Origin of the sequence: Streptomyces sp. NPDC052040 (assembly GCF_044548405.1) — a bacterium.
GTDB lineage: Bacteria > Actinomycetota > Actinomycetes > Streptomycetales > Streptomycetaceae > Streptomyces.
This window is the reverse complement of sequence record NZ_JBIUBV010000009.1, coordinates 286,046-309,780: the sequence shown is the minus strand read 5'-3', so window position 1 is coordinate 309,780 and position 23,735 is coordinate 286,046. Positions and strand designations below refer to the sequence as shown.

At 71.3% G+C, this 23,735-nt stretch carries 26 protein-coding genes; 7 read left to right on the top strand and 19 right to left on the bottom strand.

Going from position 1 to position 23,735, the window contains the following annotated elements; genetic code table 11:
• The 4 genes from ACIHAA_RS20555 to ACIHAA_RS20540 all read left to right on the top strand — a co-directional run.
• A partial coding sequence (locus ACIHAA_RS20555; protein WP_399819066.1) for an integrase core domain-containing protein occupies positions 1-297 on the top strand: 297 nt, incomplete at its 5' end.
• A gap of 156 nt (positions 298-453) precedes the next feature.
• A complete protein-coding gene (locus ACIHAA_RS20550; protein WP_399819064.1) occupies positions 454-978 on the top strand; it encodes a PadR family transcriptional regulator in 525 nt (174 codons plus the stop codon).
• Positions 975-1,664, top strand: coding sequence for an ABC transporter ATP-binding protein (locus tag ACIHAA_RS20545; protein WP_399819062.1), 690 nt, complete (start codon positions 975-977; stop codon positions 1,662-1,664). The genes ACIHAA_RS20550 and ACIHAA_RS20545 overlap by 4 nt, the downstream gene beginning before the upstream one ends.
• A complete protein-coding gene (locus ACIHAA_RS20540) occupies positions 1,661-3,994 on the top strand; it encodes an ABC transporter permease (protein WP_399819060.1) in 2,334 nt (777 codons plus the stop codon). The genes ACIHAA_RS20545 and ACIHAA_RS20540 overlap by 4 nt, the downstream gene beginning before the upstream one ends.
• 52 nt (positions 3,995-4,046) lie before the next feature.
• Here the strand turns inward: ACIHAA_RS20540 and ACIHAA_RS20535 are convergent, their stop codons facing one another.
• Complete coding sequence (locus ACIHAA_RS20535; RefSeq protein WP_399819058.1) at positions 4,047-4,460, bottom strand: roadblock/LC7 domain-containing protein; 414 nt, start codon at positions 4,458-4,460, stop codon at positions 4,047-4,049.
• Between the two features lie 250 nt (positions 4,461-4,710).
• Positions 4,711-5,667 (bottom strand): LysR substrate-binding domain-containing protein, encoded by a 957-nt coding sequence (locus ACIHAA_RS20530; protein ID WP_399819056.1) that lies wholly within the window; start codon positions 5,665-5,667, stop codon positions 4,711-4,713.
• Between the two features lie 160 nt (positions 5,668-5,827).
• On the opposite strand from ACIHAA_RS20530, the gene ACIHAA_RS20525 reads away from it, so the two are divergent.
• Together ACIHAA_RS20525 and ACIHAA_RS20520 are read left to right on the top strand one after the other, a co-directional pair.
• Complete coding sequence (locus tag ACIHAA_RS20525; protein ID WP_399819054.1) at positions 5,828-6,382, top strand: peroxiredoxin; 555 nt, start codon at positions 5,828-5,830, stop codon at positions 6,380-6,382.
• Between the two features lie 2 nt (positions 6,383-6,384).
• Positions 6,385-6,918 carry an alkyl hydroperoxide reductase gene (locus tag ACIHAA_RS20520; RefSeq protein ID WP_399819052.1) on the top strand — a complete coding sequence of 178 codons (534 nt, stop codon included), beginning with the start codon at positions 6,385-6,387 and terminating at the stop codon, positions 6,916-6,918.
• A 118-nt stretch (positions 6,919-7,036) separates the two neighbouring features.
• On the opposite strand, the gene ACIHAA_RS20515 is transcribed toward ACIHAA_RS20520, so the two are convergent.
• From ACIHAA_RS20515 to ACIHAA_RS20500, 4 genes are all read right to left on the bottom strand, one after another.
• The gene (locus ACIHAA_RS20515; RefSeq protein ID WP_399819050.1) at positions 7,037-8,353 is read right to left on the bottom strand and encodes an AI-2E family transporter; all 1,317 of its coding nucleotides are present in this window, start codon (positions 8,351-8,353) and stop codon (positions 7,037-7,039) included.
• 171 nt (positions 8,354-8,524) lie between these two features.
• Positions 8,525-9,223: a transglycosylase SLT domain-containing protein gene (locus ACIHAA_RS20510; RefSeq protein ID WP_399819049.1), complete on the bottom strand. Its 699-nt coding sequence runs from the start codon at positions 9,221-9,223 to the stop codon at positions 8,525-8,527.
• Positions 9,224-9,637: 414 nt separating this feature from the next.
• Positions 9,638-10,963 carry a PhoH family protein gene (locus tag ACIHAA_RS20505; protein ID WP_399819047.1) on the bottom strand — a complete coding sequence of 442 codons (1,326 nt, stop codon included), beginning with the start codon at positions 10,961-10,963 and terminating at the stop codon, positions 9,638-9,640.
• Between the two features lie 335 nt (positions 10,964-11,298).
• A complete protein-coding gene (locus tag ACIHAA_RS20500; protein ID WP_399819045.1) occupies positions 11,299-12,072 on the bottom strand; it encodes an isoprenyl transferase in 774 nt (257 codons plus the stop codon).
• Between the two features lie 602 nt (positions 12,073-12,674).
• Here ACIHAA_RS20500 and ACIHAA_RS20495 point away from each other — a divergent pair.
• Entirely contained in the window at positions 12,675-13,013 is a 339-nt protein-coding gene (locus ACIHAA_RS20495; RefSeq protein WP_399819043.1) for a DUF192 domain-containing protein, read from the top strand.
• A 167-nt stretch (positions 13,014-13,180) separates the two neighbouring features.
• Here the strand turns inward: ACIHAA_RS20495 and ACIHAA_RS20490 are convergent, their stop codons facing one another.
• The 13 genes from ACIHAA_RS20490 to ACIHAA_RS20430 all read right to left on the bottom strand — a co-directional run bounded on the left by ACIHAA_RS20490 (position 13,181) and on the right by ACIHAA_RS20430 (position 23,481).
• On the bottom strand, positions 13,181-13,975 hold the full coding sequence (locus ACIHAA_RS20490) for a class I SAM-dependent methyltransferase (RefSeq protein ID WP_399819041.1): 795 nt from the start codon (positions 13,973-13,975) through the stop codon (positions 13,181-13,183).
• Between the two features lie 92 nt (positions 13,976-14,067).
• Positions 14,068-14,940 carry an LLM class flavin-dependent oxidoreductase gene (locus ACIHAA_RS20485; RefSeq protein ID WP_399819040.1) on the bottom strand — a complete coding sequence of 291 codons (873 nt, stop codon included), beginning with the start codon at positions 14,938-14,940 and terminating at the stop codon, positions 14,068-14,070.
• A gap of 83 nt (positions 14,941-15,023) precedes the next feature.
• Positions 15,024-15,599, bottom strand: a complete 576-nt coding sequence (locus ACIHAA_RS20480) for a dihydrofolate reductase family protein (RefSeq protein ID WP_399819038.1) — start codon at positions 15,597-15,599, stop codon at positions 15,024-15,026.
• Positions 15,600-15,704: 105 nt separating this feature from the next.
• Positions 15,705-16,349, bottom strand: coding sequence for an OmpA family protein (locus ACIHAA_RS20475; protein WP_399819036.1), 645 nt, complete (start codon positions 16,347-16,349; stop codon positions 15,705-15,707).
• A 6-nt stretch (positions 16,350-16,355) separates the two neighbouring features.
• Positions 16,356-16,946, bottom strand: a complete 591-nt coding sequence (locus ACIHAA_RS20470) for a hypothetical protein (protein ID WP_399819034.1) — start codon at positions 16,944-16,946, stop codon at positions 16,356-16,358.
• A 15-nt stretch (positions 16,947-16,961) separates the two neighbouring features.
• Entirely contained in the window at positions 16,962-17,564 is a 603-nt protein-coding gene (locus ACIHAA_RS20465) for a pilus assembly protein TadG-related protein (protein WP_399819104.1), read from the bottom strand.
• 5 nt (positions 17,565-17,569) lie between these two features.
• Positions 17,570-17,761 (bottom strand): hypothetical protein, encoded by a 192-nt coding sequence (locus ACIHAA_RS20460; protein ID WP_399819102.1) that lies wholly within the window; start codon positions 17,759-17,761, stop codon positions 17,570-17,572.
• 132 nt (positions 17,762-17,893) lie between these two features.
• The gene (locus ACIHAA_RS20455) at positions 17,894-18,625 is read right to left on the bottom strand and encodes a response regulator (protein ID WP_399819032.1); all 732 of its coding nucleotides are present in this window, start codon (positions 18,623-18,625) and stop codon (positions 17,894-17,896) included.
• Positions 18,618-19,919 carry a sensor histidine kinase gene (locus tag ACIHAA_RS20450; RefSeq protein ID WP_399819030.1) on the bottom strand — a complete coding sequence of 434 codons (1,302 nt, stop codon included), beginning with the start codon at positions 19,917-19,919 and terminating at the stop codon, positions 18,618-18,620. The genes ACIHAA_RS20455 and ACIHAA_RS20450 overlap by 8 nt, the downstream gene beginning before the upstream one ends.
• Entirely contained in the window at positions 19,916-20,818 is a 903-nt protein-coding gene (locus ACIHAA_RS20445) for a DUF5936 domain-containing protein (RefSeq protein ID WP_399819028.1), read from the bottom strand. Before ACIHAA_RS20445 ends, ACIHAA_RS20450 begins: the two co-directional genes overlap by 4 nt.
• A gap of 13 nt (positions 20,819-20,831) precedes the next feature.
• Entirely contained in the window at positions 20,832-21,779 is a 948-nt protein-coding gene (locus tag ACIHAA_RS20440) for a type II secretion system F family protein (RefSeq protein WP_399819026.1), read from the bottom strand.
• Entirely contained in the window at positions 21,776-23,107 is a 1,332-nt protein-coding gene (locus tag ACIHAA_RS20435; RefSeq protein ID WP_399819024.1) for a CpaF family protein, read from the bottom strand. The genes ACIHAA_RS20440 and ACIHAA_RS20435 overlap by 4 nt, the downstream gene beginning before the upstream one ends.
• Positions 23,104-23,481 (bottom strand): TadE/TadG family type IV pilus assembly protein, encoded by a 378-nt coding sequence (locus ACIHAA_RS20430; RefSeq protein ID WP_399819100.1) that lies wholly within the window; start codon positions 23,479-23,481, stop codon positions 23,104-23,106. Before ACIHAA_RS20430 ends, ACIHAA_RS20435 begins: the two co-directional genes overlap by 4 nt.
• Positions 23,482-23,735 lie beyond the last annotated feature (254 nt).

Here is a 23,735-nt window from a genome sequence, read left to right as displayed (position 1 = left end):
CTGACCGACAACGGCTCCTGCTACCGCTCACGCGACTGGCGCGACGCCCTGGCAGCGGCCGGAATCACCCACAAGCGAACCCGGCCCTACCGGCCACAGACCAACGGCAAGGTCGAACGCTTCAACCGCACCCTGCTCGACGAGTGGGCCTACGCCCGCCCCTACCCCTCCGAGCAGGAACGACGCGACGCCTTCCCCGACTGGCTACACACCTACAATCACCACCGCGGACACACCGCGCTAAAGGGCCAACCACCCGCGAGCCGCGTCCCCAACCTCACGGGTCAATACACCTAGCCCGTCACCGGCCCCCGCACCCTCGGGGCGCGGCGGCGGGCGCCCACGTATCAGAATCGTGACAAACGGCTCTGACCTGCATGGACACCCTTCGGACCATGATCTATACGCGGCGTGTATACGTCAGGTGTATACCCGGTGTGTACAGTTCTTGCCATGTCCATCGGTCACACCCTCCTAGGACTCCTGGAGTCCGGGCCCCGCCATGGTTACGACCTCAAGCGGGCCTTCGACGAGAAGTTCGGTCACGACCGGCCGCTGCACTACGGCCAGGTCTACTCGACGATGTCCCGTCTGCTGAAGAACGGCCTCGTCGAGGTCGACGGGATAGAGGCGGGCGGCGGCCCCGAGCGCAAGCGGTACGCGATCACCGAAGCCGGGGTCACCGACGTACAGCACTGGCTCGCGACGCCCGAGAAGCCCGAGCCGTATCTCCAGTCGACCCTGTACACCAAGGTCGTCCTGGCCCTGCTCACCCGCCGCGACGCGAGTGAGATCCTCGACACCCAGCGCTCGGAGCACCTGCGGATGATGCGGATCCTCACCGACCGCAAGCGCAAGGGCGATCTGGCCGACCAGCTGATCTGCGACCACGCGCTCTTCCACCTGGAGGCCGATCTGCGCTGGCTCGAACTGACCGCCGCCCGCCTGGACAAGCTCGCCGAGGCGGTGGCCCAGTGACTCCTCCTCCCGGTTCCCTGCTCTCGGCCGAGGACCTGCGCAAGGCGTACGGGCCGACCGTCGCCCTCGACGGCGCCGACTTCTCCATCCACCCCGGCGAGGTCGTCGCCGTGATGGGCCCCTCCGGGTCCGGCAAGTCGACCCTGCTGCACTGCCTCGCCGGAATCGTGCCGCCCGACTCGGGCTCGATCCTCTACGCCGGCCGGGAGATGTCCGGCATGAGCGACGCGCAGCGCAGCCAGCTGCGGCGCAGCGAGTTCGGTTTCGTCTTCCAGTTCGGACAGCTGGTGCCCGAGCTGACCTGTGTGGAGAACGTGGCCCTCCCGCTGCGCCTGAACGGCACCTCCCGCAAGGTGGCGGAGCAGACCGCGCAGTCCTGGATGGCCCGGCTGGAGGTCGACAACCTCGCCAAGAAGCGGCCCGGCGAGATCTCCGGCGGACAGGGGCAGCGGGTCGCCGTCGCCCGCGCACTGGTCACCGGACCGCGCGTGCTGTTCGCGGACGAGCCCACGGGCGCGCTCGACTCGCTCAACGGCGAGCGGGTGATGGAGCTGCTCACCGAGGCGGCCCGGTCCACCAACGCGGCCGTGGTGCTGGTCACCCATGAGGCGCGGGTCGCCGCGTACTCCGACCGCGAGATCGTCGTACGAGACGGCAAGTCCCGGGACATGGAGCGCATCGTATGAGGGTGCGCCAGCTGTCCAGGGACCTGGTCATGGGGGCCAGGTTCGCGTTCGCGGGCGGCCGCGAGGGGTGGATACGGCTGCTGCTCACCGGAGTCGGCGTCGGCCTCGGTGTCTCGCTGCTGCTGCTCACCACCGTGCTGCCCGGGGCGCTCTCGACGCGCGATCAACGGGAGGACGCGCGCGCCGACCACACCTACGGCAGGACGATCCCCCGGGCCGACAACACCCTGGTGATCGCGGACGTCGACACCACCTACCGCGCCACCGACGTGCGCGGCCGGGTGATGGAGCCCGAGGGCTCGCGGGCACCGCTGCCGCCCGGGCTGGAACGTTTCCCCAGGCCCGGCGAGATGGTGGTCTCCCCCGCGCTGAAGACACTGCTCGCCTCCGACGAGGGGCGGCTGCTGCGGGAGCGGCTGCCGTACCGGGTCGTCGGCACCATCGCCGAGCGGGGCCTCGTCGGCTCGCACGAACTCGCCTACTACGCGGGCGGTACGGGGCTCGGGGCCCGGATCGACCCGCCGAACGTGGCCCGGATCGACCGCTTCGGCAGCCCCGACGTGCCGCCCCAGCGGTCGGACCCCGTCCTGCTCCTGCTGATGATCGTCGTCTTCGTGGTGCTGCTGATGCCCGTCGGCGTCTTCATCGCGGCGGCCGTGCGGTTCGGCGGCGAGCGGCGCGACCGTCGGCTGGCCGCGCTGCGGCTGGTCGGCGCCGACAGCGCGATGACCCGGCGGATCGCCGCCGGTGAGGCGCTCGCGGGAGCGGTGCTCGGCCTGGCCGTCGGCACCGTCCTCTTCCTGGCCGGGCGGCAGGTCGCGGGATCCGTCGACGTCTTCGGCGTCAGTGTCTTCCCCAGCTATCTGAACCCCTCCCCGGGACTGGCCCTGCTGGTCGCGGTGGCCGTGCCGACGGCCGCGGTGCTGGTCACCCTGTTCGCCCTGCGCGGTGTGGTCATCGAGCCGCTCGGCGTGGTGCGGACGGCGAAGCCCCCGCGCCGCAGGCTGTGGTGGCGGCTGCTGCTGCCGCTCGCCGGGCTCGGCACGCTCTACCCGCTGATCGGGAAGGGCCGCGACAACGGGAACTTCAACGAGTACCAGGTCATCTGCGGGGTGCTGCTGCTGCTCGTCGGTGTGACCGCACTGCTCCCGTGGGCGGTCGAGGCGGTCGTGGCCCGGCTCTCCCCCGGCCCGGTGGCCTGGCAACTGGCCATACGACGGCTCCAGTTGAGCAGTGGCACCGCGGCCCGCATGGTCAACGGGATCGCGGTGGCGGTCGCCGGGGCCATCGCCCTCCAGATGCTGTTCTCCGGCCTCCAGGGCAACTACACCAAGGAGTTGCAGCACGATGTGACCCGGGCGCAGATGCAGCTGGGGCTGGCCAAGAAGGTGCCCGTCGACCCCGTCGTCGGTGCGCTGAAGGCCACCAAGGGCGTGCGGGGGGTCATCGCCACCGGCGACGCGACCCTCGGTGACCGGCGCCAGGATGCCCAGCAGTCCACCGAGATGACGGTGGGCGACTGCGCCTCGCTGCGCGAGTTCGGACAGCTCGCCTCCTGCCGGGACGGCGATGTGTTCGTGGTGAAGGGCGCCGAGTTCGACACCGGCACCCCGAAGCTGGCCAAGCCCGGCCGCACCCTGTACCTCGACCCGTCCACCCGCGGTGACGAGGAGAAGCATGCGGAGATCCCCTGGACGGTGCCGCACGGGCTGAAGCAGGCGCTCCCGCGCAAGAGCCCGAACGGCGCGACGGCTCTGGGCTTGCTGGTCACCCGGGGTGCGCTCCCCACGAAGGCGGTGCCTGCCTTCTGGGGCACGGTGTACATCTCGATCGACCCCTCGGTGCCCGACGCCAAGGACTACGTCCGCAACACGACGGCCCGGGTGGCTCCCTACACGACGCCCCAGACCTGGGCGGCCACCGAGGAGTCGGCGCGCTTCACCTCCATCCGCACCGGGCTGTTCGTCGGCGCCACCTGTGTGCTGGCGCTGATCGGCGCGAGCCTGCTGGTCTCCCAGCTGGAGCAGTTGCGCGAGCGCAAGAAGCTGCTGTCCTCGCTGGTCGCCTTCGGCACCCGGCGCCGCACCCTGGGCCTGTCCGTGCTGTGGCAGACGGCGATCCCGATCGCGCTGGGCCTGCTGCTGGCGTCACTGGTCGGACTCACCCTGGGCGCGGTCCTGCTGCGGATGACCTCCGCGACCGTGGCCATCGACTGGGCGAGCGTGCTCACCATGTCCGGTCTCGGTGCCGCGGTGGTGCTGGTGGTGACGCTGCTCAGCCTGCCGCCGCTGCTGCGGCTGATGCGGGCGGACGGTCTGCGCACCGAGTGAGCGAGGACCGGCCGAGCGGGCCCCTCCCCCGACGGGGAGGGGCCCGTCCGCGTCACCGGGCGTACTCGGCGCTGTCCCCGCGCATTTCCCCGGGCGCCTCCGCGGCGAGGATCGAACCGATGCGGTCGACGGCGGGGCGGGCCGCCCGGTGCAGTGCCTCGACGTCCACACCCTCGTCGCCGAGCACCACCAGCAGCGCGGTGTCACCGACGGCGTAGAACGCGGCGCAGCCCTGGGTGCCGTGGGCGACCGTGCCGCGCAGGGAGCCGCGGGCGGTCGCCTCGGTGGTGCGCCGCGCGAGGCCGAGGGCGGCCGCGGCGAGGGCGGCGAGCCCCTCGGGGTCGATGTCGCTCCCCGTGTCGGCCGCGAGAAGCAGTCCGTTCGCCGCCGCCACCGCGGTGCCCGTGATCCCGGGCACCCGTTCGCACAGTCCGCGCAGGGCGAGTGCCAGCGCCTGCTGGTCCATCCGTACACCTCCCCGCCAGGGTCCATGGGTGGTCGCGTCCGTCCGGGAGCGAAGTCCGGGGCCCTGCGGCGGCCGCACACCCGCCTGACGCGTCACGCTGAGGAGGTATGTGTATCAGCCGACGCGCATATTCCAGAGGGATGCGCCATGCCTGACGGAAGGTGACACTTCCCGCCCTTTCCGGTGCGTCCTCGGCGCGCACCGGGATCCGCGTATGACCGGGTGTGGCCGCGGAGTTGCCCGGCGGCGGTCAGTCGTCGGCACCGAGCACCCGGACCGGCAGCGGCCGCAGGGCGCCCCGCAGCGCCTCGGCCAGCTCCTCGTACTCCGCGCCCCGGGCGGCGCCCGCGCGCATCGCGAAGGCGACCCTCCGGGTCGGTGCCGGGTCCGCGAAGTAGCCGGTGAGGAGCTGGTTGCTGCGGGTGGTCTCCACCTTGAGCGCGGTGTGCGGCAGCAGGGTCACCCCGAGCCCCCCGGCCACCAGCTGGACCAGGGTGGACAGTCCGGCGGCGGTGGTGGTCACGGGGGCGTCCTCGCGGCCGGCCTCCCGGCAGATGTCCAGGGCCTGGTCCCGCAGGCAGTGCCCCTCGTCCAGCAGCAGCAGATTCAGTTCGCGCAGCGCCTCGCGGGGGATGCCCTCCCGGCCGCCGAGCCAGTGGTCGAGCGGGGTGACCAGCACGAAGTCCTCGTCGAACAGGGGCAGTTCGGCGACCCCGGGCATCCCGAGGGGAACCGCGAGGAGCAGCAGGTCGAGGCGGCCGCTGGTGAGGCCGTCGAGCAGGCTGGCGGTCTGCTCCTCGTGGACCTGGAGGTCGAGCTGCGGATAGCGGTCGTGGACCAGTCTGAGGACGGTGGGCAGCAGGTAGGGTGCCACGGTCGGAATCACTCCGAGCCGCAGCGCCCCGGTGAAGGGCGCCCGGACCGCCTCAGCCTCCTCCATCAGTGCGCCGACCTCGTCCAGCACGGCCTTGGCCCGTACGGCGAGGCGCTCGCCGGCGGGCGAGAGCAGCACCTTACGGGTGGTGCGCTCCAGGAGGGTGACGCCGAGCACTTCCTCCAGCGCGGAGACGGCACCCGACAGCGCGGGCTGGCTCATGCCGATCGCGGCGGCGGCATCCCGGAAGTGCAGATGCTCGGCGACGGCCGCGAAGGCGCGCAGCTGGGCGAAGCTGGGCTGGCGGCGCCCATGGGACCTGACACCGGCCATGGCATACCCCTTTACTAATAGCTACTGATAACCCCCGCCGATCAACACGACCGAGTGTAGCTATTTCCTGAATCAATCGACCCTGTGCCAGGATCGTGAGCGTCCAACCCAATGAGAAACACCTTGCCTCCAAGGTGCTTCTGTGCTTCAAGGAGAGCGTGTGCTCACTGTCGGTGACAAGTTCCCCGAGTTCGATCTGACCGCCTGCGTCTCGCTGGAGAAGGGCAAGGAGTTCGACCAGATCAACCACAAGACCTACGAGGGCAAGTGGAAGATCGTCTTCGCCTGGCCCAAGGACTTCACCTTCGTGTGCCCGACCGAGATCGCCGCCTTCGGCAAGCTGAACGACGAGTTCGCCGACCGTGACGCCCAGATTCTCGGCTTCTCCGGTGACTCCGAGTTCGTGCACCACGCCTGGCGCAAGGACCACCCGGACCTGCTCGAGCTGCCCTTCCCGATGCTGGCCGACTCCAAGCACGAGCTGATGCGCGCCCTGGGCATCGAGGGCGAGGACGGCTTCGCCCAGCGCGCCGTCTTCATCGTGGACCAGAACAACGAGATCCAGTTCACCATGGTGACCGCGGGCTCCGTCGGCCGTAACCCCAAGGAGGTCCTGCGGGTCCTCGACGCGCTCCAGACGGACGAGCTGTGCCCGTGCAACTGGAGCCAGGGCGACGAGACCCTGGACCCGGTCGCGCTGCTGGCCGGTGAGTGACCATGTCGCTCGACTCCCTCAAGTCCGCCGTTCCGGACTACGCCAAGGACCTGAAGCTCAACCTGGGCTCGGTCATCGGCAACTCGGACCTGCCCGCCCAGCAGCTGTGGGGCACGGTGCTGGCGACCGCGATCGCCTCGCGCTCGCCGATTGTGCTGCGTGAGCTGGAGCCCGAGGCCAAGGCGAACCTCTCGCCCGAGGCGTACACCGCGGCCAAGGCCGCGGCGGCCGTCATGGCGATGAACAACGTCTTCTACCGCACGCGCCACCTGCTGTCGGACCACGAGTACGGCACCCTGCGCGCGGGTCTGCGGATGAACGTGATCGGCAACCCCGGGGTCGACAAGGTCGACTTCGAACTGTGGTCGTTCGCGGTGTCCGCGATCAACGGCTGCGGAATGTGCCTGGACTCCCACGAGCAGGTCCTGCGCAAGGCGGGCCTGGAGCGGGACGTCATCCAGGAGGCCTTCAAGATCGCTGCGGTGATCCAGGCGGTCGGTGCGACCCTGGACGCCGAGGCGGTCCTGGCCGAGTAACGGCTGCACTGCCGAAAGGGCCCCTTCCCGGTTTCCGCCGGGAAGGGGCCCTTTTGTGTGTCCTCTTCGTGAGTCCTCGTCTGCGTCTCTGCCCGTGTCTCCGCTCGGGGGGCGGCCGTCAGGCGGTGGGGGCGCCCTCCGGCGGCGGCTCCACCGCGGTCTCCACGACGGGCGGGGCGAGGTCCGGCTGCGCCTGCTGCTGATGGGGCACCGCGTTGGCGTAGGAGCGCAGATAGCCGACCACGGTGTTGGTCACCGCCACCAGCGGCACCGCCACCACGGCCCCGCCGATCCCGGCGATCATCCCGCCGGCCGTCACCGACAGCACCACCGCCAGCGGATGGACCCGTACCGCCCGGCCCAGGATGAACGGCTGGAGGATGTGGCCCTCGATCTGCTGGACCGCGAGCACCACGGCCAGCGTCATGATGGCCGTGAAGACGCCCTGGGTGACCAGTGCCACCACCACCGCCAGCGCACCCGAGGCCACCGCCCCCACCAGGGGGATGAAGGAGAACAGGAAGATGAAGACGGCGAGTGGCACCGCCATGGGGACGTTCAGGAAGTAGATCCCCAGACCGATGAAGATCGCGTCTATCAGGGCCACGATCACCGTGCCCCGTACATAGGCGGTCAGGGTGCGCCAGGCCCGCGGACCCGCGCCCGCGACCCCCGGTCGCGCCGCGGCGGGCACCAGCTTGAGCGTCCACTCCCAGATGCGCCGCCCGTCGTAGAGCAGGAAGAGGGTGGAGAACATCGTCAGGAGGATGCCGGTGAGCGCCTCCACGATGACCGTCACGCCTTCGAGGCCCGCCGAGGTGATCTGGTCGGTGTTGGCGCCGATCGCCTCCCGCAGGCTCTTGGCGATCTCGTTGATCTGCTTGTCGGTGACATGGAAGGGGCTGTGCAGCAGCCACTTGCGCAGCTCGTCGATGCCGTCCTGGATCTGGTCGGAGAGCGAGTCGATGTTCTCCATCACCTGCCAGGTGACGAACCACCCGATCAGTCCCATGACGACGAAGCCGAGAACGGCGGTCAGCGCGGTCGCGGGCCCCCGCGGCACTCCGTAGCGCCGCAGCCGGGCCACGGTGGGCTGGAGCAGGGCGGTGATGAGGAGCGCGCACACAAAGGCGAGCACCACGAGCTGCACGGCGCTGATGACCCGCATCAGCACCCATACGGTGCCCGCGAGGATCAGCAGCCGCCAGCCCGCCTCGGCCGCGACCCGTACGCCCCAGGGGACGGCCTCGGCGGGGTGCGGGCGCGGCGGCGGCACGGCGGGGGTGTGGGCGGGGGGCTGCATCGGGTCGGCCACCGGGGGCGGTCCGGGCTCGGTGTGCTCCTTGGCCACCTCGGCACGGCGCTCGTCGAGCCGCTCACCCACCTGGGTGATCCCGGTGCCGATCCGGGCCAGCCAGCTTGGCACTTGCGACATGATCCGTCCTCTTCCCCCATCTCTCCGGGTGATGCCCACCACTCCCCCTGGAGTCGTCGCCTCCGACCGTACATGGCGGGCGCCGTCGGCAGTGAACACCGCCAGCCCCTCACCGGTAGACGGTGAGGGGCTGCGGGAGGTTGAGCGGGCCGGGGCCGACGGAGCCGCGGCTCAGTACCAGCTGTTGGCCTGCCAGAACGACCATGCCTGGCACGGGCTGCCGTACCGGCTGTTCATGTAGTTGAGGCCCCACTTGATCTGCGTGGCCGGGTTGGTCTGCCAGTCGGCGCCCACCGAGGACATCTTGGAGCCGGGCAGCGCCTGGAAGAGGCCGTAGGCACCGGAGGAGGCGTTGACCGCCTGGTAGTTCCAGGTGGACTCGTGGTCCACGATATTGCTGAAGCACTGGAACTGGCCGGCGCCCACCATCTGCCGCGCCATCGCCTGGATCTGCGCGACCGAGTACGAGCCCTGGACGGGGAAGCTGGACGCGTCACGGGTCGCGTCGCGGCTGGCCTTCTCCTCGGCGTCCTTGCGTGCCTTGGCGTCCTCTTCGGCCTTCTGGGCGGCCTGCTGCTTGGCGATCGCGTCCGCGGCCGCCTGCTTGCGAGCCGATTCCTCGGCGTCCTTCTTGGCGCTCGCGTCCGCAGCGATGCCCTGGGCGTCGGCCTGCTGCGTCAGGGACGCGGTCTGCACCTGCGCCTGCTCACCCGCGGGTATGTCCGCGAGGAGAGTCGTCTCGCTGGCCGTTGCCTCGGCGTCGCTCGAGGGCTGTCCAGTGCTGCCCGAGGCAACACCGGTGACGGCGCCGACAGCGGTGACCGCCGTGGCCGAGGCCACTGCGAATCCCCGGACCGAAATCCGGCTCACACGGTTTTCCTTCCAGCATCGCCCGCTTCGGTGACCCTGGCGGACGCAATCGTGCCCCTGACGCTGGCCTCCCAACTGCGGGGTCACGGGAGGCACGGGCCCGGTGGGCAACTTCCGCGAGGGAAGCGCCGCGTGGTGCGCGGGCGGCATACGACGGCTCTATGGAGTTCTGGCTCTTCTGTGGTGCCGTACCGCTGGGGGTACAGGTGTGTCGTATGCGGGGCCTGACAGGAGTGAGACTCTGCCGTAACCGGACGCCAGGTGGCAATTCTGCGCCGAGTGTGAAAGCTCACACCTCGTTTGGCTCAAGGGAATCTCGGAAATACCCGCGCAGCAAAGCGCCGCCCGGCTAAGCTCTTGGCCTTTGCCGGACGGCGCCAACTGGCGAGTAACCGCCTTACGTTGGGCAGAGCGTCAGATCTGCCCCTCTTCGAGCATTTCGGTCACAAGGGCAGCGATCTGGGACCTCTCGGACCGGGTGAGTGTGACATGCGCGAAGAGCGGATGCCCCTTCAGTTTCTCCACGACGGCGACCACTCCGTCGTACCGGCCCACCCGCAGGTTGTCCCGCTGGGCCACGTCGTGCGTCAGCACCACGCGCGAGTTGGCGCCGATCCGGGAGAGCACGGTCAGCAGCACGTTCCGTTCGAGGGACTGCGCCTCGTCCACGATCACAAAGGCGTCGTGCAGCGAGCGGCCACGGATATGGGTGAGCGGGAGGACCTCCAGCATCCCGCGCGCCGTGACCTCCTCGACGACCTCACGGGTGGTGACCGCGGACAGGGTGTCGAAGACCGCCTGCGCCCAGGGGCTCATCTTCTCGGCCTCGGTGCCGGGCAGATAGCCCAGATCCTGCCCGCCGACCGCGTACAGCGGCCGGAAGACCATCACCTTCTGGTGCTGCCTGCGTTCCAGCACCGCCTCCAGGCCCGCGCACAGTGCCAGCGCGGACTTGCCGGTACCGGCCCGGCCGCCCATCGACACGATCCCCACGTCCGGGTCGAGCAGCAGGTCGAGCGCGATCCGCTGCTCGGCGCTGCGGCCCTTGATGCCGAAGGCCTCGCGGTCCCCGCGGACCAGACGAACGTCACCCTCCGCCGTGACGCGTCCGAGCGCCTTGCCCCGCTCCGACTGGATCGTCAGGCCGGTGTGCACGGGAAGTCCGGCGGCTTCGGGGACATGTACACGGCCCTCTTCGAAGAGGACGTCCACCCGTTCGGCCGACAGGGTCAGTTCGGACATCCCGGTCCAGCCGGAGGAGTCCGTGATGGCCAGTTCCGCCCGGTACTCCTCGGCGAGGAGCCCGACCGAGGAGGCTTTGATCCGCAGCGGAAGGTCCTTGGACACGACCGTGACGTCGAAGCCCTCCGCCTGGAGATTGCGGGCGACCGCGAGGATGCGGGAGTCGTTGTCCCCCAGGCGGTAGCCGGTGGGCAGCACGCTGGGGTCCGAGTGGTTGAGCTCGACCCGGAGCGTTCCGCCGAGGTCTCCGGTCGGGAGGGGGGCGTCGAGACGGCCGTACCGCACCCGGTAGTCGTCGAGCAGGCGCAGCGCCTGCCGGGCGAAGTAGCCGAGTTCGGGATGGTGCCGCTTGGCCTCCAGCTCCGTGACCACGACGACCGGGAGCACGACCTCGTGCTCCTCGAAGCGGGTCATGGCGTTCGGGTCGGCCAGCAGGACGCTGGTGTCGAGAACATAGGTGCGCCGGTCTGGCTTGTGGCGCTTTGTGCTGGTCACCACGGAAGGACGTACCCCCTCGGATGAGGTCGGGGAGCGACGGAGTGAATCTGGACCGGTCGACGGCCGCGATGCACGGGCCGAGAACCGGCCCTCCGCTGCGTCTTCCGTGCCGAGACCGCACGGTCGGGCTGGTGCAAAGGGCCTCCCGGGCGGACGGCCCCGAGCCGTCCGCTGAGATACGACACCCGTGGTTCGGGTGTCGACCTGTTTGGCTTATGCCCTCGAACACGCGCGGCCATGCCAGGGCACACGGCGGCGCCCCGGTGAACTCCTCGTAACGCCCCTCGTCCGGACCGCGCCCAAAAGAGTGAACGGGGGCGGAACCGGACGGGGTGTCAGCCGCCGTAGCGGCGGTGCCGCGCGGCGTAGTCGCGCAAGGCGCGCAGGAAGTCGACCTTGCGGAAGGCCGGCCAGAAGACCTCGCAGAAGTAGTACTCCGAATGGGCCGTTTGCCACAGCATGAAACCGGACAAACGCTGCTCGCCGCTGGTTCGGATGACGAGATCGGGGTCCGGCTGGTCGCTGGTGTACAGATGCCGGCCGATCGTGTCCACGTCGACGGTGTCGACGATCTCGTCCAGGGAGGCCCCCTTGTCCCGGGCCTCGACGAGCATGGAGCGGACGGCGTCGGCGATCTCCTGGCGGCCGCCGTAGCCGACCGCGACGTTGACCACTATCCCGTCGACGTGCGCGGTGGCCTCCTCGGCCTCCTTGAGCGCGGTCCGCACATGGCCGGGCACCAGGTCGAGCGCGCCGACGTGGTGGACCCGCCAGCGGCCGTCGGCGGCGAGCGAGCGCACGGTGTCCGCGATGATCCCGAGCAGCGGGACCAGCTCGTCCTTGGGCCGGTTCAGGTTGTCCGTGGACATCAGCCAGAGGGTGACGACCTCGACGTCCGTCTCGGCGCACCAGCCGAGGAACTCCTCGATCTTGTCCGCACCGGCCTGGTGGCCCTGCGCGGTGGTCGAGCCCGCCGCCTTCGCCCAGCGCCGATTGCCGTCCATGATGACGCCGATGTGCTTGGGCACCTGAGCGTGGTCCAGGTGGCCTTCCACCCGGCGTGCGTACAGCCTGACCAGCAGGCCGCGCAGCTTGTCGCGCAGGTTCACGTGATTGTCAGCCCCTCCGTGCGGATCAGACAGGTGCGGGCGGGTGCGCTCCCCGTCGGATGGCGGTCCCCGGACGCGAAGCCTACCCCCGGAGAACGGGGGCTCCGGCCAGGGGTGTCGGCGGCCCGGCCGGGTGCCGTGCCGGTGAACGGCGGCCCCCTGTCGTGCTTTCGGACGTACCTTCCGTCCGTGTGTGGGACGTGTGCGGCGGTACGTTCCGTCCCCCTGTGGGACGTGTGCGGCACCCGTCCGGGTTCCGGTCCGGGCGGGTGACAAGAAAAACGGGCCGGTCCGTGGGGGGGAGACGGACCGGCCCGAGGGGGGGTTTCCACCATAACCCTTCGTAAGGGCTGTCACGTGCATTGCCGCAAAATAACTACTCTCCGAAATCATCCGGCAACGCGCCGGTGGCCTCGGAGGCGTTCATTCCATGCCGTCACATGGCTGAATCGCAGGGGATTCAAAGGAGATCCGGCGGATTTCCGAGGGATCCAAGGGATTTTTGTGCGATGACAGGACAGTCGGTGCCCCTTTCGGCCGTACTCCGGGCGGGTGACGCGCGGGGGTATCGGCGGCTTGACTGCGGGGCTAGGTTCGCCGCCATGGCTACGTTCACCACGGCGGGGGCGCCCGCCGCGCCGGTGCCCCTGGAGGTCGCCCGGTCGGCGCGCGAGCGGCGGCGCGGGCTGCTCGGGCGGGAGGGGGTCGAGGGGGCGCTGCTGCTGAGTCCGGCGAGCGCGGTGCACACCCTGGGGATGCGGTTCGCGATCGACGTCGCCCATCTGGACCGCGACCTGCGGGTGCTGGCGGTGCGGACGATGCGGCCGGGGCGGATCGGGCTGCCGCGCCTCCGGGCCCGCCATGTCCTGGAGGCGGAGGCCGGGGCGATGGAGCACTGGGGCGTACGGCGCGGGGCCAGGCTGGTGCTGCACGGGGCCTGACGGCGGGTCGATGCGGGACGCGGGGCACCGCGCAGCCCCCTCCACTGCGCGGTGCCGCCCGCGCAGCTTTGCTCACGCGAATTACCTTGGTACGAACTTAACGCGGGCCGTGCGGGGCATGCGAGCCGCCCGCGATAACGATGTGGAAACCCCCGGCGCCCGGCGGCTCACCGGGCCGCCTCCGCCCCCGGTTTACGGGCCTCGACGAGGAAGCGGGTGCTGTGCGCGACGAACGGCCCCTGGGTGCGGATCCGTTCGTGCAGGGACCGCAGCCGTTCCTCATGCCGTTCCACCGTGAAGCCGGGCACCATCCAGACCACCTTGCGCAGAAAGTGGACCACCGCGCCGATGTCGTGGAACTCCATGCGCAGCCGGGCCTCGCGGAGGTCGACCACGTCGAGACCGGCCGCCTCGGCCTCGGCCCGCGCCCGCCGGGGGTCCCGGGCACACCGGATCTCCGGCGGCTGCGGTCCGAGGAAGTATTCGACCACCTCGAACACGCTCGCCGGGCCGACCTGCTGCGAGAAGTACGTACCGCCGGGGCGCAGCACCCGGGCGATCTCGCTCCAGTACGTCCGCACCGGGTGGCGGCTGGTGACGAGGTCGAAGACGGCGTCGGCGAACGGCAGCGGCGCTTCCTCGGGCGAGGCGACGACCACGGCACCGCGCGGATGCAGCAGTGCGGAGGCCCGGGCCACGTTCGGCGGCCAGCCCTCGGTGGCGACGGTGAGCGGCGGGAGCGCCGGGGCGGAGGCGAGGACCTCCCCTCCCCCGGTCTGGATGTCGAGCGCGGCCCCGGCCCGCCCGAGCCGCCCGGCCATCGAGCGCGCGTAGCCCCAGGGCGGCCGCTCCTCCGTCGCCCTGCCCTCGAACCAGGAGAAGTCCCAGCCCTCGACAGAAGCGTCGACGGCCTCACGGACCAGGTCCTCGAACGTACGGTCGCCACCGCTTATATCGGCCATACCGGCCATGCTGTCAGCGGGCGGGGGCGGGACGCGACCGGATATCGGCGCTCCCTCCGGCAGCGGGCAGCGGGGGCGGGCGGTGCGGGAGGCTACGGCAGCAGCGGGCGGACCGCCTCGGCCGCGAAGCGTACGAAGCCCTCGGGGTCCGGCTCGTCGGCCGTGGGCTGGAGGACCACCGTGTCGGCTCCCGCGTCCGCCAGCCGCCGGACGGCCTCCGCGACGGCGCCCGCATCCCCGGCGACTCCCAGGCCCGGCACCGAGTCCAGGCCCTCCGCCGCCTGCTCGGTCCGCAGGCGCTCCGCCGCGTCGGGGCCGGTGGCGGTGAGCAGATAGACCACGACGGGGTGGTGGCCGGTGCGGCCGGCCGCCGCGCGGCCCTCCTCGATGAGGGCACGGGCCCGCCGTACGCCGTCCGGCGGGGTGGCGGCCGTCAGGATGGTGCCGTCCGCGGCCTCGCCGGACAGCCGCAGCGAGCGGGGTCCGCCGACTCCGGCGAGAATGCGGAGCGGCTCGGCGGGCGGCCAGTCCAGTGCGACGCCGTCCAGGCGCACATACCGGCCCTCGGTGGTGACGCGCTCGCCGCGGAGCAGGGCCCGCAGGGCGTCGAGGTACTCGCGCAGCAGGGTGACGGGCGACTCGGCGCGGGCGCCGACCTGGCCCATCCAGCTCTGGACGCCGTGCCCCACGGCGAGCACCGGCCGCCCCGGGAACATGCGTTCCAGTGTGGCCGCCTCCATCGCGGTGATCGCGACATTCCGCAGCGGTACGGGGAGGAGTCCGACGCCCACGCGCAGCCGCTCGGTCCAGGCGAGCGCGGCGGCCGCGGAGGAGATGCCCCCTTCCAGGAAGCAGTCCTCCCACAGCCACAGCTCTTCGAGGCCCGACTCGTCCGCCAGTCGGGCCAGCGGGCGCAGCCGCTCGGGGGGCAGTTGGGGCCGGAACACAGCACCGAGAGCAGTCATGCGATCTTCCTATCGGTACGGACCCGTGGCCCACAACGCCTTTTGTCGCCGCCGTGCCCTTTCCTACGGCTCCTTCGGCCGGGCTAGCGGTCGTCCGGGCCGGGGCGCTCGTAGTGCAGCAGGACGACGCCGTTGCCGAATCTGCGGGAGTCGAGGAGGCGCAGACCCGTCAGCTCGTCGCTGTCCGCGAAGAGGCGCTGTCCGCGGCCGACCAGGATGGGGTGGACGTACACCCGGAACTCGTCCACGAGGTCGTGCCGCAGGAACTCGGCGGCCAGGGCGGCGCCGCCGAGCGCCAGGTCGCCGCCGTCCTGCTCCTTCAGCGCCCGGATGTCCTCGGGGACGACCTCCCCGACGACCGTGGTGTGCCAGTCGGCGTGGTGCAGGGTCCGGGAGAACACGATCTTCGGCATGTTCCGCCAGATCCGGGCGTACTCGACCATGGGCCCCGAGCGGTGCGGATCGGCGTCCGCAGTGGGCCAGAAATCGGCCATCAGTTCATAGGTGATGCGTCCGCTCAGGAACGCGCCCATCTTCTTCAGCACATCGTTGAAGTGCTGGTGCAGTTCGTCGTCGACCAGATGCCAGTCGATCTCGCGGTTCGGGCCCTCGATGAAGCCGTCCAGGGACATGGACATCATCAGGACGATCTTTCTCATGGCAGCTCCCGGTGACGACGCCGGCCAACCATCCGGACGGCACGAGCATCGCGCAGCGGCGACGCGCGGGCGGGGAGGCGGCTCCGGGTGATTCCCGGCGGGGGCTCAGCCCCCGGCGCCGTCCGCCGGGTTCGGGGAGGCCTCTCCCCTGGGGAACGACACCTCCACCCGCCGGTTCTTGCGGCGGCCCTCCTCCGTGGAGTTGTCGGCGATCGGGTAGTCCTCGCTGTAGCCGCGCACCTCGAAGGTGACGGTCCCGCCCAGCCGCGCCGCCAGCTGGTCGTGGACCGCCTCCGCGCGCGCCTTGGAGAGGACCAGGCCGTGGGCGTACGTGCCCAGGTTGTCGGTGAAGCCGAAGACGCGGACGCTGGTGGCGTTCTGCTTCTTGACCTCGTCCGCGATGGCGTCGATACGGGAGCGGGCCTGCGGGTTCAGCGTGGCGCTGTCCTTGGCGAACAGCACCTCCGCCTGGAGTGCGAAGGTGACGCTCTCATTGGTGTCCTCGCGCCGCTCCTCGCCGCCGAGGTCCTCCACGACGGACTTGATGTCCAACACCTTGGCGGGGGCAAGGGTGGCTCCGTCGGCGAGTTTCAGCCCCGGGCTGGTGGGGTCGACGGAGGGGGGCGGCGAGGTGGCGACGGTCCCGGGCGGTGCGCTCGGGTTGTCGTCGGCCATGGCCGCGGGGCCGCCGGCCAGGCCGAGCACGGTGAGCAGCGAGAGGGCGGTGGCGGCGCGGAACGGCAGGGGCATGACGGTTCACCCCTGGGAGAGGTCGACGGAGGCGGGGGGCATGGCACCAACCTGGAAGTCGACGGTGTCGGTGCCGTCGGGGGGGGCGGGGAACTGGGCGAACCACTGCGCGGTCGCGCCGTCCCTGACTCCCCCGGTGAACTGCGTGCACAGACAGCGCCCCGAGGTGTCACGGAGGATCAGGTACTTCTTCTTGCCCTTCTGGTCGATCAGGCTGGCTCCGGCGATGGAACCGCCGTTCCTGGCCAGCTCCTGTTCGTCGCCGCGCCAGTCCGCTGCGACCCACAGCGTGCCCGTGTTGTTGGTGACCGTCCCTTCGACGGTCACAAAGCCTCCGCCGTCGCGCTTGGCGGAGGTCACCGTCAGCGTCAGCCCGTTCTCCCCCTTGACCTCGGCGAGCACGGAGTCCGTCTGCGGTGCCTGGGACTGCTTCTGACCGGACGCGCCGCTCCGGGCGGGTGCGGACGACCCTCCGGGGCTCTTGTCCGACTGCCTGTCACCGCTCCCGCCGCAGCCGGCCACCGCGAGGACCAGCCCGATCGTGATCGCGACCGCGCTCAGCGCCCTGCGGCCCCTTCTGGTGCGCGGAGAGTCCATCGGTACGGCTTCCTTTCACTTGGCCAGATGCACGGAGAACAGCACGGACGCATCGGGAAGGTCGCCCGGATCGAAATGTCCGGGGTCGATGTCGACGGAGCGGCCGTCACAGTCGAGCTGGACGGGCTTCTTGGGATCCGCGTCCGCCGGGACGGTGCAGCGGGGCTGGACCACCGCGACGGCTTCGGCCCTCGCGTGCTGTGTCTCCGTGCCCGGGATGATGGACTTCCCCACCGTGTAGCGCGTCTCGATCGCCACCCGGTATCCCGGATGGCCCTCCACGGTGGTGGGGTCGAAGCCCAGCACCGTGGAGTCGTTGGCGGCGGCGAGCCGTCCGGCGGCGGCGCTCGCCCCGGTGCCCAGCAGACCGTCGCCCCGCAGCCAGGTCAGCCAGTCGCCGTCGCCGTCCTGTCCTACGGCGCCTTCGAGGCCCCTCAGCAACTCGTCGCGGGAGTCCTGTGCCGCCGCCAACGCGGCAGCGTCCGCCGCGGACTGGGCTCCATTGCGGGCGGACGCTGCCTGGGCGAAGACGAAGAAGGCGATCGCGGCGAAGAGCAGGATCCCCGTCAGCCAGATGTACAGGGGAAGCGTCTGCCCACGGTCCGCGCCTCGGTGCAGAGCGGTCAGCCGCCGATGACGTTGTTCACGGCACGCATGATCGCTCCCGAGATCGCGCCGTCGAGCCCCAGTCCGTCGATCATCGTGAAGATCCCCGCAATGATGATCATCAGCCCCGCGTACTCCACGAACCCGGCCCCCGCGTCCCGTCCGGTTCCCCGCACCCGGGACACCACGGTCCGCGCCCATGTGCCGATCCTGCGCCTCGTCCTCGTCACCACGGCCCCCGACCTCCCGCCCGATGCGGATACGACCAACCCAGGCACCGTAGGGGAAAGGGCCCCCGCTCCGAGTGGGCCCAGGGGCCCAACTTCCCTGCTGTGCGGGGGTCATCGGTGCCACCCCCCGTCGGCCGTGCCGAGCCAGCGGGCGATCGCCTCGCTGCGGGAGGAACTGTGCAGCTTTGCGAAGATGCGATTGATGTGATTCTTCACCGTCTTCTCGCTGATGAAGCAGGCGGCGGCGATCTGCCGGTTGTTCATACCGGCCGCGATGAGATCCATGACCTCCACCTCCCTGGAACTCAGCCCGAAGTCCAGCCATCCCGCGGCACGGCGCCGGGGAAGGCCCGCGGGGGCGGTGAGGGCCTTCGACGAATGTGCCATAAACGATTGCAGCTGCGAAGCACTTTTGCCCTGTTGGGAGGAAACACCGAGCGAAGACCGGACAGGGCGCCGACCCTGCCTCAGCTGCCGCACGGCAGAGACGAGTTCGGCCGCGGTGAACTCGCCGTGCACCAGGAAGCCGGAGGCCCCGCGGCGCAGCGCCTCCGCCGCGACCTCGGGTTCGCTGCTGTACGTCAGCATCATCACCAGGGAGCCACGGGCCAGTTCGGGCAGTGCGGTCAGGCCGTCCGTGCCCGGCATCCGGAGGTCCAGGAGGACGACATCGGGGTGGTGCCGGGCGGCGTGGGCCAGGGCCTGTCCGCCGTCGGACGCCTCCGCCACCACCTCGATGTCGGAGTGGACGGACAGCAGGGCGGTCAGGCCCGCCCGTACGACGGGATTGTCGTCGGCCACGAGGACGCGCAGCGGCGGGCCGGGAAGTGCCTGGTCAGGCATGTGCGGCCTCCTCCTGGGGGCGGTGGGGAGCGGGGTCGGGGGCGGGGACGCGCAGATGGATCTCGGCGCCGCCGAGCGGTGAGCGGCCCAGCCGGAGGCGGCCGCGCAGGGACACGGCGCGTTCCGCCATGCCCAGCAGACCGAAGTGGCCGGTTTCCGCCAGGTCCTCGGGTACGGCGGTCGGGGGCAGGCCGATGCCGTCGTCCCCGATCCTCAGGTCGAACGCCTCGGGGCCGGTCGCGTCCAGCGCGATGCGCACGCGGCCGGCGCGGGCGTGGCGGTGGGTGTTCTCCAGCGCCTCGGAGGCGATGGACAGTACGTCGTGGGCGGCCGCGTAGGACAGGAGGAGCGGTGTCCCGGGCAGGTTCAGCTCGGTCTCGGCGCCGCTGCGGGCAGCGAACGCGCGTGTCCGTGCCGTCAGTTCGGCGGCGAGGTCCGTCCGCCCGGCGGTGAAGTCACTGCGGTGCCGCAGGTCCCGCAGCAGGGCGCGGGACTCGGCCGCGGCGCTCCGGGCGGCGTCGGCGACCTGGGCCGCCTGCCGTTCGAGTACGGCGGGGTCACGGTGCCGGGCCGAGACGGCGAGCGCCTCGGCGGACAGGGCCAGACCGTACAGGGTCTTCGCCAGCGAGTCGTGCATCTCCCGGGCCAGACGGGCCCGTTCGGACTCCACGGCCTCGGCGGCCGCGAGCCGGGCATTCGCCTCGGCCAGTGCCTCACCGGCCGCGCCGAAGCGGAACATCAGATTGCGCAGGGTCACCCCGATGATGCCCGCGGCGACACAGAACCCGGCGATCAGGAGGGTGCTGGCGCCGACGCCCGGCCGATGCTCCCAGGCCCGGAACACCCCGAGTACCACGGTCAGTTGCAGTCCGGTGAGGACGCCCGCGCCGCGCCAGCCGTAGAGCAGTCCGGACAGCAGGGGGGTGCAGACGGTGGCGTAGGCGAGGGGGGAGACGGGGGACGCGGTCAGCAGGAGGGTGGCGACGAAGAGCAGGTCGAGCGCCATGAGGGCCGGGTGGGCGAGCAGGCGCGGGCCGACGCGCTCCCAGTCGCGCAGCAGGGCGTAGGAGGTCATGACGCCGAGGACGGCCGCCGTGAGGACGGCGTAGCGGGGAGCGCCGGAGGAGGTGTTGGCCAGGGCGAAGGGGGCGCCGATCACCACCGTGGCCAGCCGCACGGCCACGGTCTGGCGGCACAGGGCCTGGAGCGCGCCCAGTTGGAGGCGGACGCTGGGCGGCGGCGGGGCGTCGTCCTCCAGATAGCCGGGGGTGGTGCGGGGTACCCGGCTGCTCATCGCCGGCCCAGGATCGAGCCGAAGTCCGTCCCCGAGCCCAGGAACATGCCCGTGGCGATCAGGATCATCGTTGCCGGGAGCATGAAGACGAGGGTGACCAGGGTGGCCTTGGGAATCGTCTTGGCCGCGCGGCGGCGGGCGTTCTGGGCGTCCGTGCGCCGCATGTCCGTGGCCAGCTGGATCAGGGTCTCGGCGATCGGGGAGCCCAGCTCCTCGCCCTGTTGCAGTGCGGAGACGAACTGGCTCACCTGCTCGGAGGAGTTGCGGCGGCGCAGTTCGTCGAAGGCCTGGCGGCGGCTGACGCCCATGTCCATCTGGCGCAGGGTGATGCGGAGTTCGTCCGCCCAGGGACCCTCGTACTTCTCGGCGACCCGGTCCAGCGCCTGGCGGAAGCCGAGTCCGGCCGACACCACGACGGCGAGGACGTCCAGGAAGTCCGGCAGGGTGCGTTCGATGACGTCCTTGCGTTCGCGGACGGCCTGCCAGATCAGGGCGTCGGCGGCGAGCAGTCCGAAGGCGAAGGTGAGGACGGCGAACAGCAGTTGCCCGTTGGTGACGAACATCAGGCCCACGACCAGGCCGAAGACGCCGTAGACGGCCCGGCGGGCGGCGTAGCGCTGGAGGGTGAGGCCGCCCGGGTTGCCCGCCATGTCGATCCGGCGGCGCTTGGCGTCGACCCGGCGGGGGCCCATCAGGCGCAGCACCAGCGGGGCGAAGCGCATGCCGAGCCGGTCGACGGCCGAGCCCGCCGCGGAGACCCGGGTGGCGCCCACCTCCAGCGCGAGCGCCAGATCGCCCGGCAGCTTGGCGTCCGCGCGGATCATCCGGATACCGAGGAGGATCCCCGTGACGGAGACGGCCGTCAGCAGGGCGAGGAGCAGGGGCAGCAGTCCGGTCATCGCGAGTCCCCCCTCACACTTCGATCTTGCCGAGGCGGCGGATGACGACAAAGCCGGCCGTGTAGAGGCCGAGCGCCAGCAGGACCAGGCCCTGGCCCAGCGGGGAGCCGGTGACACGGGCGAGGGCGCCGTCGTTGGAGGAGTCGACGAGCACGAGGGAGCCGAGGCCCAGCAGCGGGACCGTGAAGGCCGTCGCGTTGACCTCGGAGAGCATGGTGCGGACCTCGCGCCGGGTCTCCTTGCGGTCCTCCAGGGTCTGGGTGAGGTTGCGCAGCGAGTCGACGACCGAGCCGCCCGCCTTGTTGGCCAGGACGAGGGTGGTGACCAGGACGACCAGTTCCCGGGAGGGCAGGCGTACGGCGAGTTCGCCGAGGGTGTCGTCGATGGTGCGGCCCAGCGTCAACTGGTCGGCCACTCGGGCGAGTTCCTCGCCCGCTGGGGCCTCCAGCTCCTCGGCGGCCATGGCGAGGGCGGTGCGCAGGGCGAGACCGGCGGCGGTGGCGTTGGCCAGCAGCCTGGCCACGTCCGGGAGCTGGCCGATGAAGGCCTCGATGCGTTTCTGCCGCTGCCAGTTGAGGAAGACGGCCGCTCCCCAGGCGCCCACCAGTGCGGCGATCGGGCCGAAGAAGGGAGCCAGCGTGGACGCCGCGATCAGCCACAGCGCGACGACGACGGCGGCGACACAGACGGAGAACTCCCCCGGTGTGAGGTCGAGTCCGGTCGCCGAAAGGCGGAGCTGGAGGGCGCGGCCCAGGCGGGTGCGGCGCAGCCGCCGGTCCACGACGGTGAAGCGTTTGACCCTGCCGCCCGCCGTGCGCTGCGGCCCGGACCGGCCGTCGGCGAGCCGGTCGACGAGCGCCTGCCGCTGGGCCCGGCCGGAGGCGTACAGATGGACACCGGCGACGGCGAGCGTGCCGGTGAGGACGGTGGCGCCGAGGGCGAGGAGAGCGAGGTCCTTCATGGCGCGCTCCTGAGGTGGTCGGGGGATTCCGCGATGCCGAAGGCGGGCGGGAGGGGTTCGTCGGCGACGTAGAGCTTCTCGGCGACCGTCCGGGGCACCGGGAGGTGTTCGAAGCGGCCGCGGACGAGCCGGTCGGCGCCGAGCGGCTCGGGCCGGAAGCGGGACACGGTGGCGACGCGGAACTGCTCGCGGCCGTGGGAGACCACGAGGGCGATCTCCACGACCTTGCGGGAGCCGTCGGCGAACCGGGCGAGCTGGACGATCACATCCACCGCGGAGTTGATCTGGTCCTTGAGCGCCTCGAACGGGATGAGCACCTCGGACATCGAGCCCAGGGTCTGGAGGCGCATCAGGGCGTCCTCGGCGGAGTTGGCGTGGACGGTGGCGAGGGAGCCGTCGTGACCCGTCGACATCGCCTGGAGCATGTCGAGGGTCTCGCCGCCGCGGACCTCTCCGACGATGATGCGGTCGGGACGCATCCGGAGGCTGTTGCGGACCAGGTCGCGGATGGTGACGTGGCCCTTGCCCTCGACGTTCGGGGGGCGGGACTCCAGTCGGATCACATGCTCCTGCTGGAGCTGGAGTTCGGCCGAGTCCTCGATGGTGATGATCCGCTCGTGCACGGGGATCAGCCCGGACAGGGCGTTCAGCAGGGTCGTCTTGCCGGAGCCCGTACCGCCGCTGACGATGACGTTGAAGCGGGCGCGGACGAACGCGGCCAGCAGCATCAGCATCTGCTCGTCCAGCGAGCCGAGGCCGATGAGTTCGGGCAGGGTGTAGGCGCGCGGGAAGCGGCGGATGGTGAGGGTGGGGCCGGTCAGGGCGAGCGGCGGGATGATGACGTTGACGCGTTCGCCGGTGGGCAGGCGGGCGTCGACCATGGGGTTGGACTCGTCGACGCGCCGGTTGACCGTGGAGACGATCCGTTCGATCGTCTGCATCAGCTGCTCGGTGGAGGCGAAGCGCAGCGGGAGCTGTTCGACGCGGCCCGCCCGTTCGACGAAGACCGAGTCGGGCCCGTTGACCATGATCTCGGTGATCGAGGCGTCGGCGAGCAGCGGTTCCAGGACGCCGAGGCCGAGTGCCTCGTCGACGACCCGGCGGATCAGCTGGGCGCGTTCGGCCGAGGACAGGACCGGGCCCTCGCGGCTGATGATGTGGCCGAGGACGCGCTCCAGGCGGACACGGCGTTCGGCGGTCGCGAGGCCGGACATCTCGGCGAGGTCGATCTCCTCCAGGAGCTTGGCGCGGTAGACCGCGACGAGGTGTCCGTCCTCGCGGGCGGCCGCGCCGTCGTCCGGGGCGGCGATGCGGGAACGCAGGCTCATGCCGGTCGTCGGCTCCTTCCGGGGGCGAGGGGGTCGGGGTCGTTGGGCATGGTGGCGCGGCGGGTCACGGGCCAGTCGCCGAGGAGGGGCACGACGGAGGGCACGGTGACGGTGACGGTGGCGGTGGTGGTTCCGGCGCCGCGGGGGGCGTCGACGCTCGGGTGGAGCCAGTCGCTGACGGCCGCCGCGCCCGCGGCGTTGCCGTCGCCGTTCTGCGAGGCCACCCGGGCGGCGGCGCGGGCGGCGGTGCCTGCCTGGTTGATGCCGTAGCCGATGAGGCCGAGTTGGACGGCGGCCATCCCGATGAGGAGGAGGATGGGCAGGAATCCGGCGAATTCGAGCATGGAGACCCCGCGGTCGTCCCGGCGGCGCAGCCGTGCTTCCGGCCGCCCGGGGGCCCGGTGGCGTAGGAGTGCCTCCGGCCGCCCGGCCCTCGGGGGGCGTGACGGTGCGGTCCTCGGGGGGCGTGACGGCGCCTCCCGCCACGCGGCGCCCCGGCGGAGTAGCAGCGCTCCCGGCCGCCCGATCCCCCAGCGGCGTAACCGCCAGCCCGGCCGCCCGGCCCCCCAGCGGCGTGACCGTGCCCCCGGCCACCCAGTCCCCCAGCGGCGTGACCGCGAACCCGGCC

Bases quoted from the DNA above. Each gene is read 5' to 3' on its own strand.
- ACIHAA_RS20550 (WP_399819064.1), top strand. From the start codon at position 454: ATGTCCATCGGTCACACCCTCCTAGGACTCCTGGAGTCCGGGCCCCGC.
- ACIHAA_RS20540 (WP_399819060.1), top strand. From the start codon at position 1,661: ATGAGGGTGCGCCAGCTGTCCAGGGACCTGGTCATGGGGGCCAGGTTC.
- ACIHAA_RS20535 (WP_399819058.1), bottom strand. From the start codon at position 4,460: ATGGACCAGCAGGCGCTGGCACTCGCCCTGCGCGGACTGTGCGAACGG.
- ACIHAA_RS20530 (WP_399819056.1), bottom strand. From the start codon at position 5,667: ATGGCCGGTGTCAGGTCCCATGGGCGCCGCCAGCCCAGCTTCGCCCAG.
- ACIHAA_RS20520 (WP_399819052.1), top strand. From the start codon at position 6,385: ATGTCGCTCGACTCCCTCAAGTCCGCCGTTCCGGACTACGCCAAGGAC.
- ACIHAA_RS20515 (WP_399819050.1), bottom strand. From the start codon at position 8,353: ATGTCGCAAGTGCCAAGCTGGCTGGCCCGGATCGGCACCGGGATCACC.
- ACIHAA_RS20495 (WP_399819043.1), top strand. From the start codon at position 12,675: ATGGCTACGTTCACCACGGCGGGGGCGCCCGCCGCGCCGGTGCCCCTG.
- ACIHAA_RS20490 (WP_399819041.1), bottom strand. From the start codon at position 13,975: ATGGCCGATATAAGCGGTGGCGACCGTACGTTCGAGGACCTGGTCCGT.
- ACIHAA_RS20485 (WP_399819040.1), bottom strand. From the start codon at position 14,940: ATGACTGCTCTCGGTGCTGTGTTCCGGCCCCAACTGCCCCCCGAGCGG.
- ACIHAA_RS20480 (WP_399819038.1), bottom strand. From the start codon at position 15,599: ATGAGAAAGATCGTCCTGATGATGTCCATGTCCCTGGACGGCTTCATC.
- ACIHAA_RS20475 (WP_399819036.1), bottom strand. From the start codon at position 16,349: ATGCCCCTGCCGTTCCGCGCCGCCACCGCCCTCTCGCTGCTCACCGTG.
- ACIHAA_RS20470 (WP_399819034.1), bottom strand. From the start codon at position 16,946: ATGGACTCTCCGCGCACCAGAAGGGGCCGCAGGGCGCTGAGCGCGGTC.
- ACIHAA_RS20455 (WP_399819032.1), bottom strand. From the start codon at position 18,625: ATGCCTGACCAGGCACTTCCCGGCCCGCCGCTGCGCGTCCTCGTGGCC.
- ACIHAA_RS20450 (WP_399819030.1), bottom strand. From the start codon at position 19,919: ATGAGCAGCCGGGTACCCCGCACCACCCCCGGCTATCTGGAGGACGAC.
- ACIHAA_RS20445 (WP_399819028.1), bottom strand. From the start codon at position 20,818: ATGACCGGACTGCTGCCCCTGCTCCTCGCCCTGCTGACGGCCGTCTCC.
- ACIHAA_RS20440 (WP_399819026.1), bottom strand. From the start codon at position 21,779: ATGAAGGACCTCGCTCTCCTCGCCCTCGGCGCCACCGTCCTCACCGGC.
- ACIHAA_RS20435 (WP_399819024.1), bottom strand. From the start codon at position 23,107: ATGAGCCTGCGTTCCCGCATCGCCGCCCCGGACGACGGCGCGGCCGCC.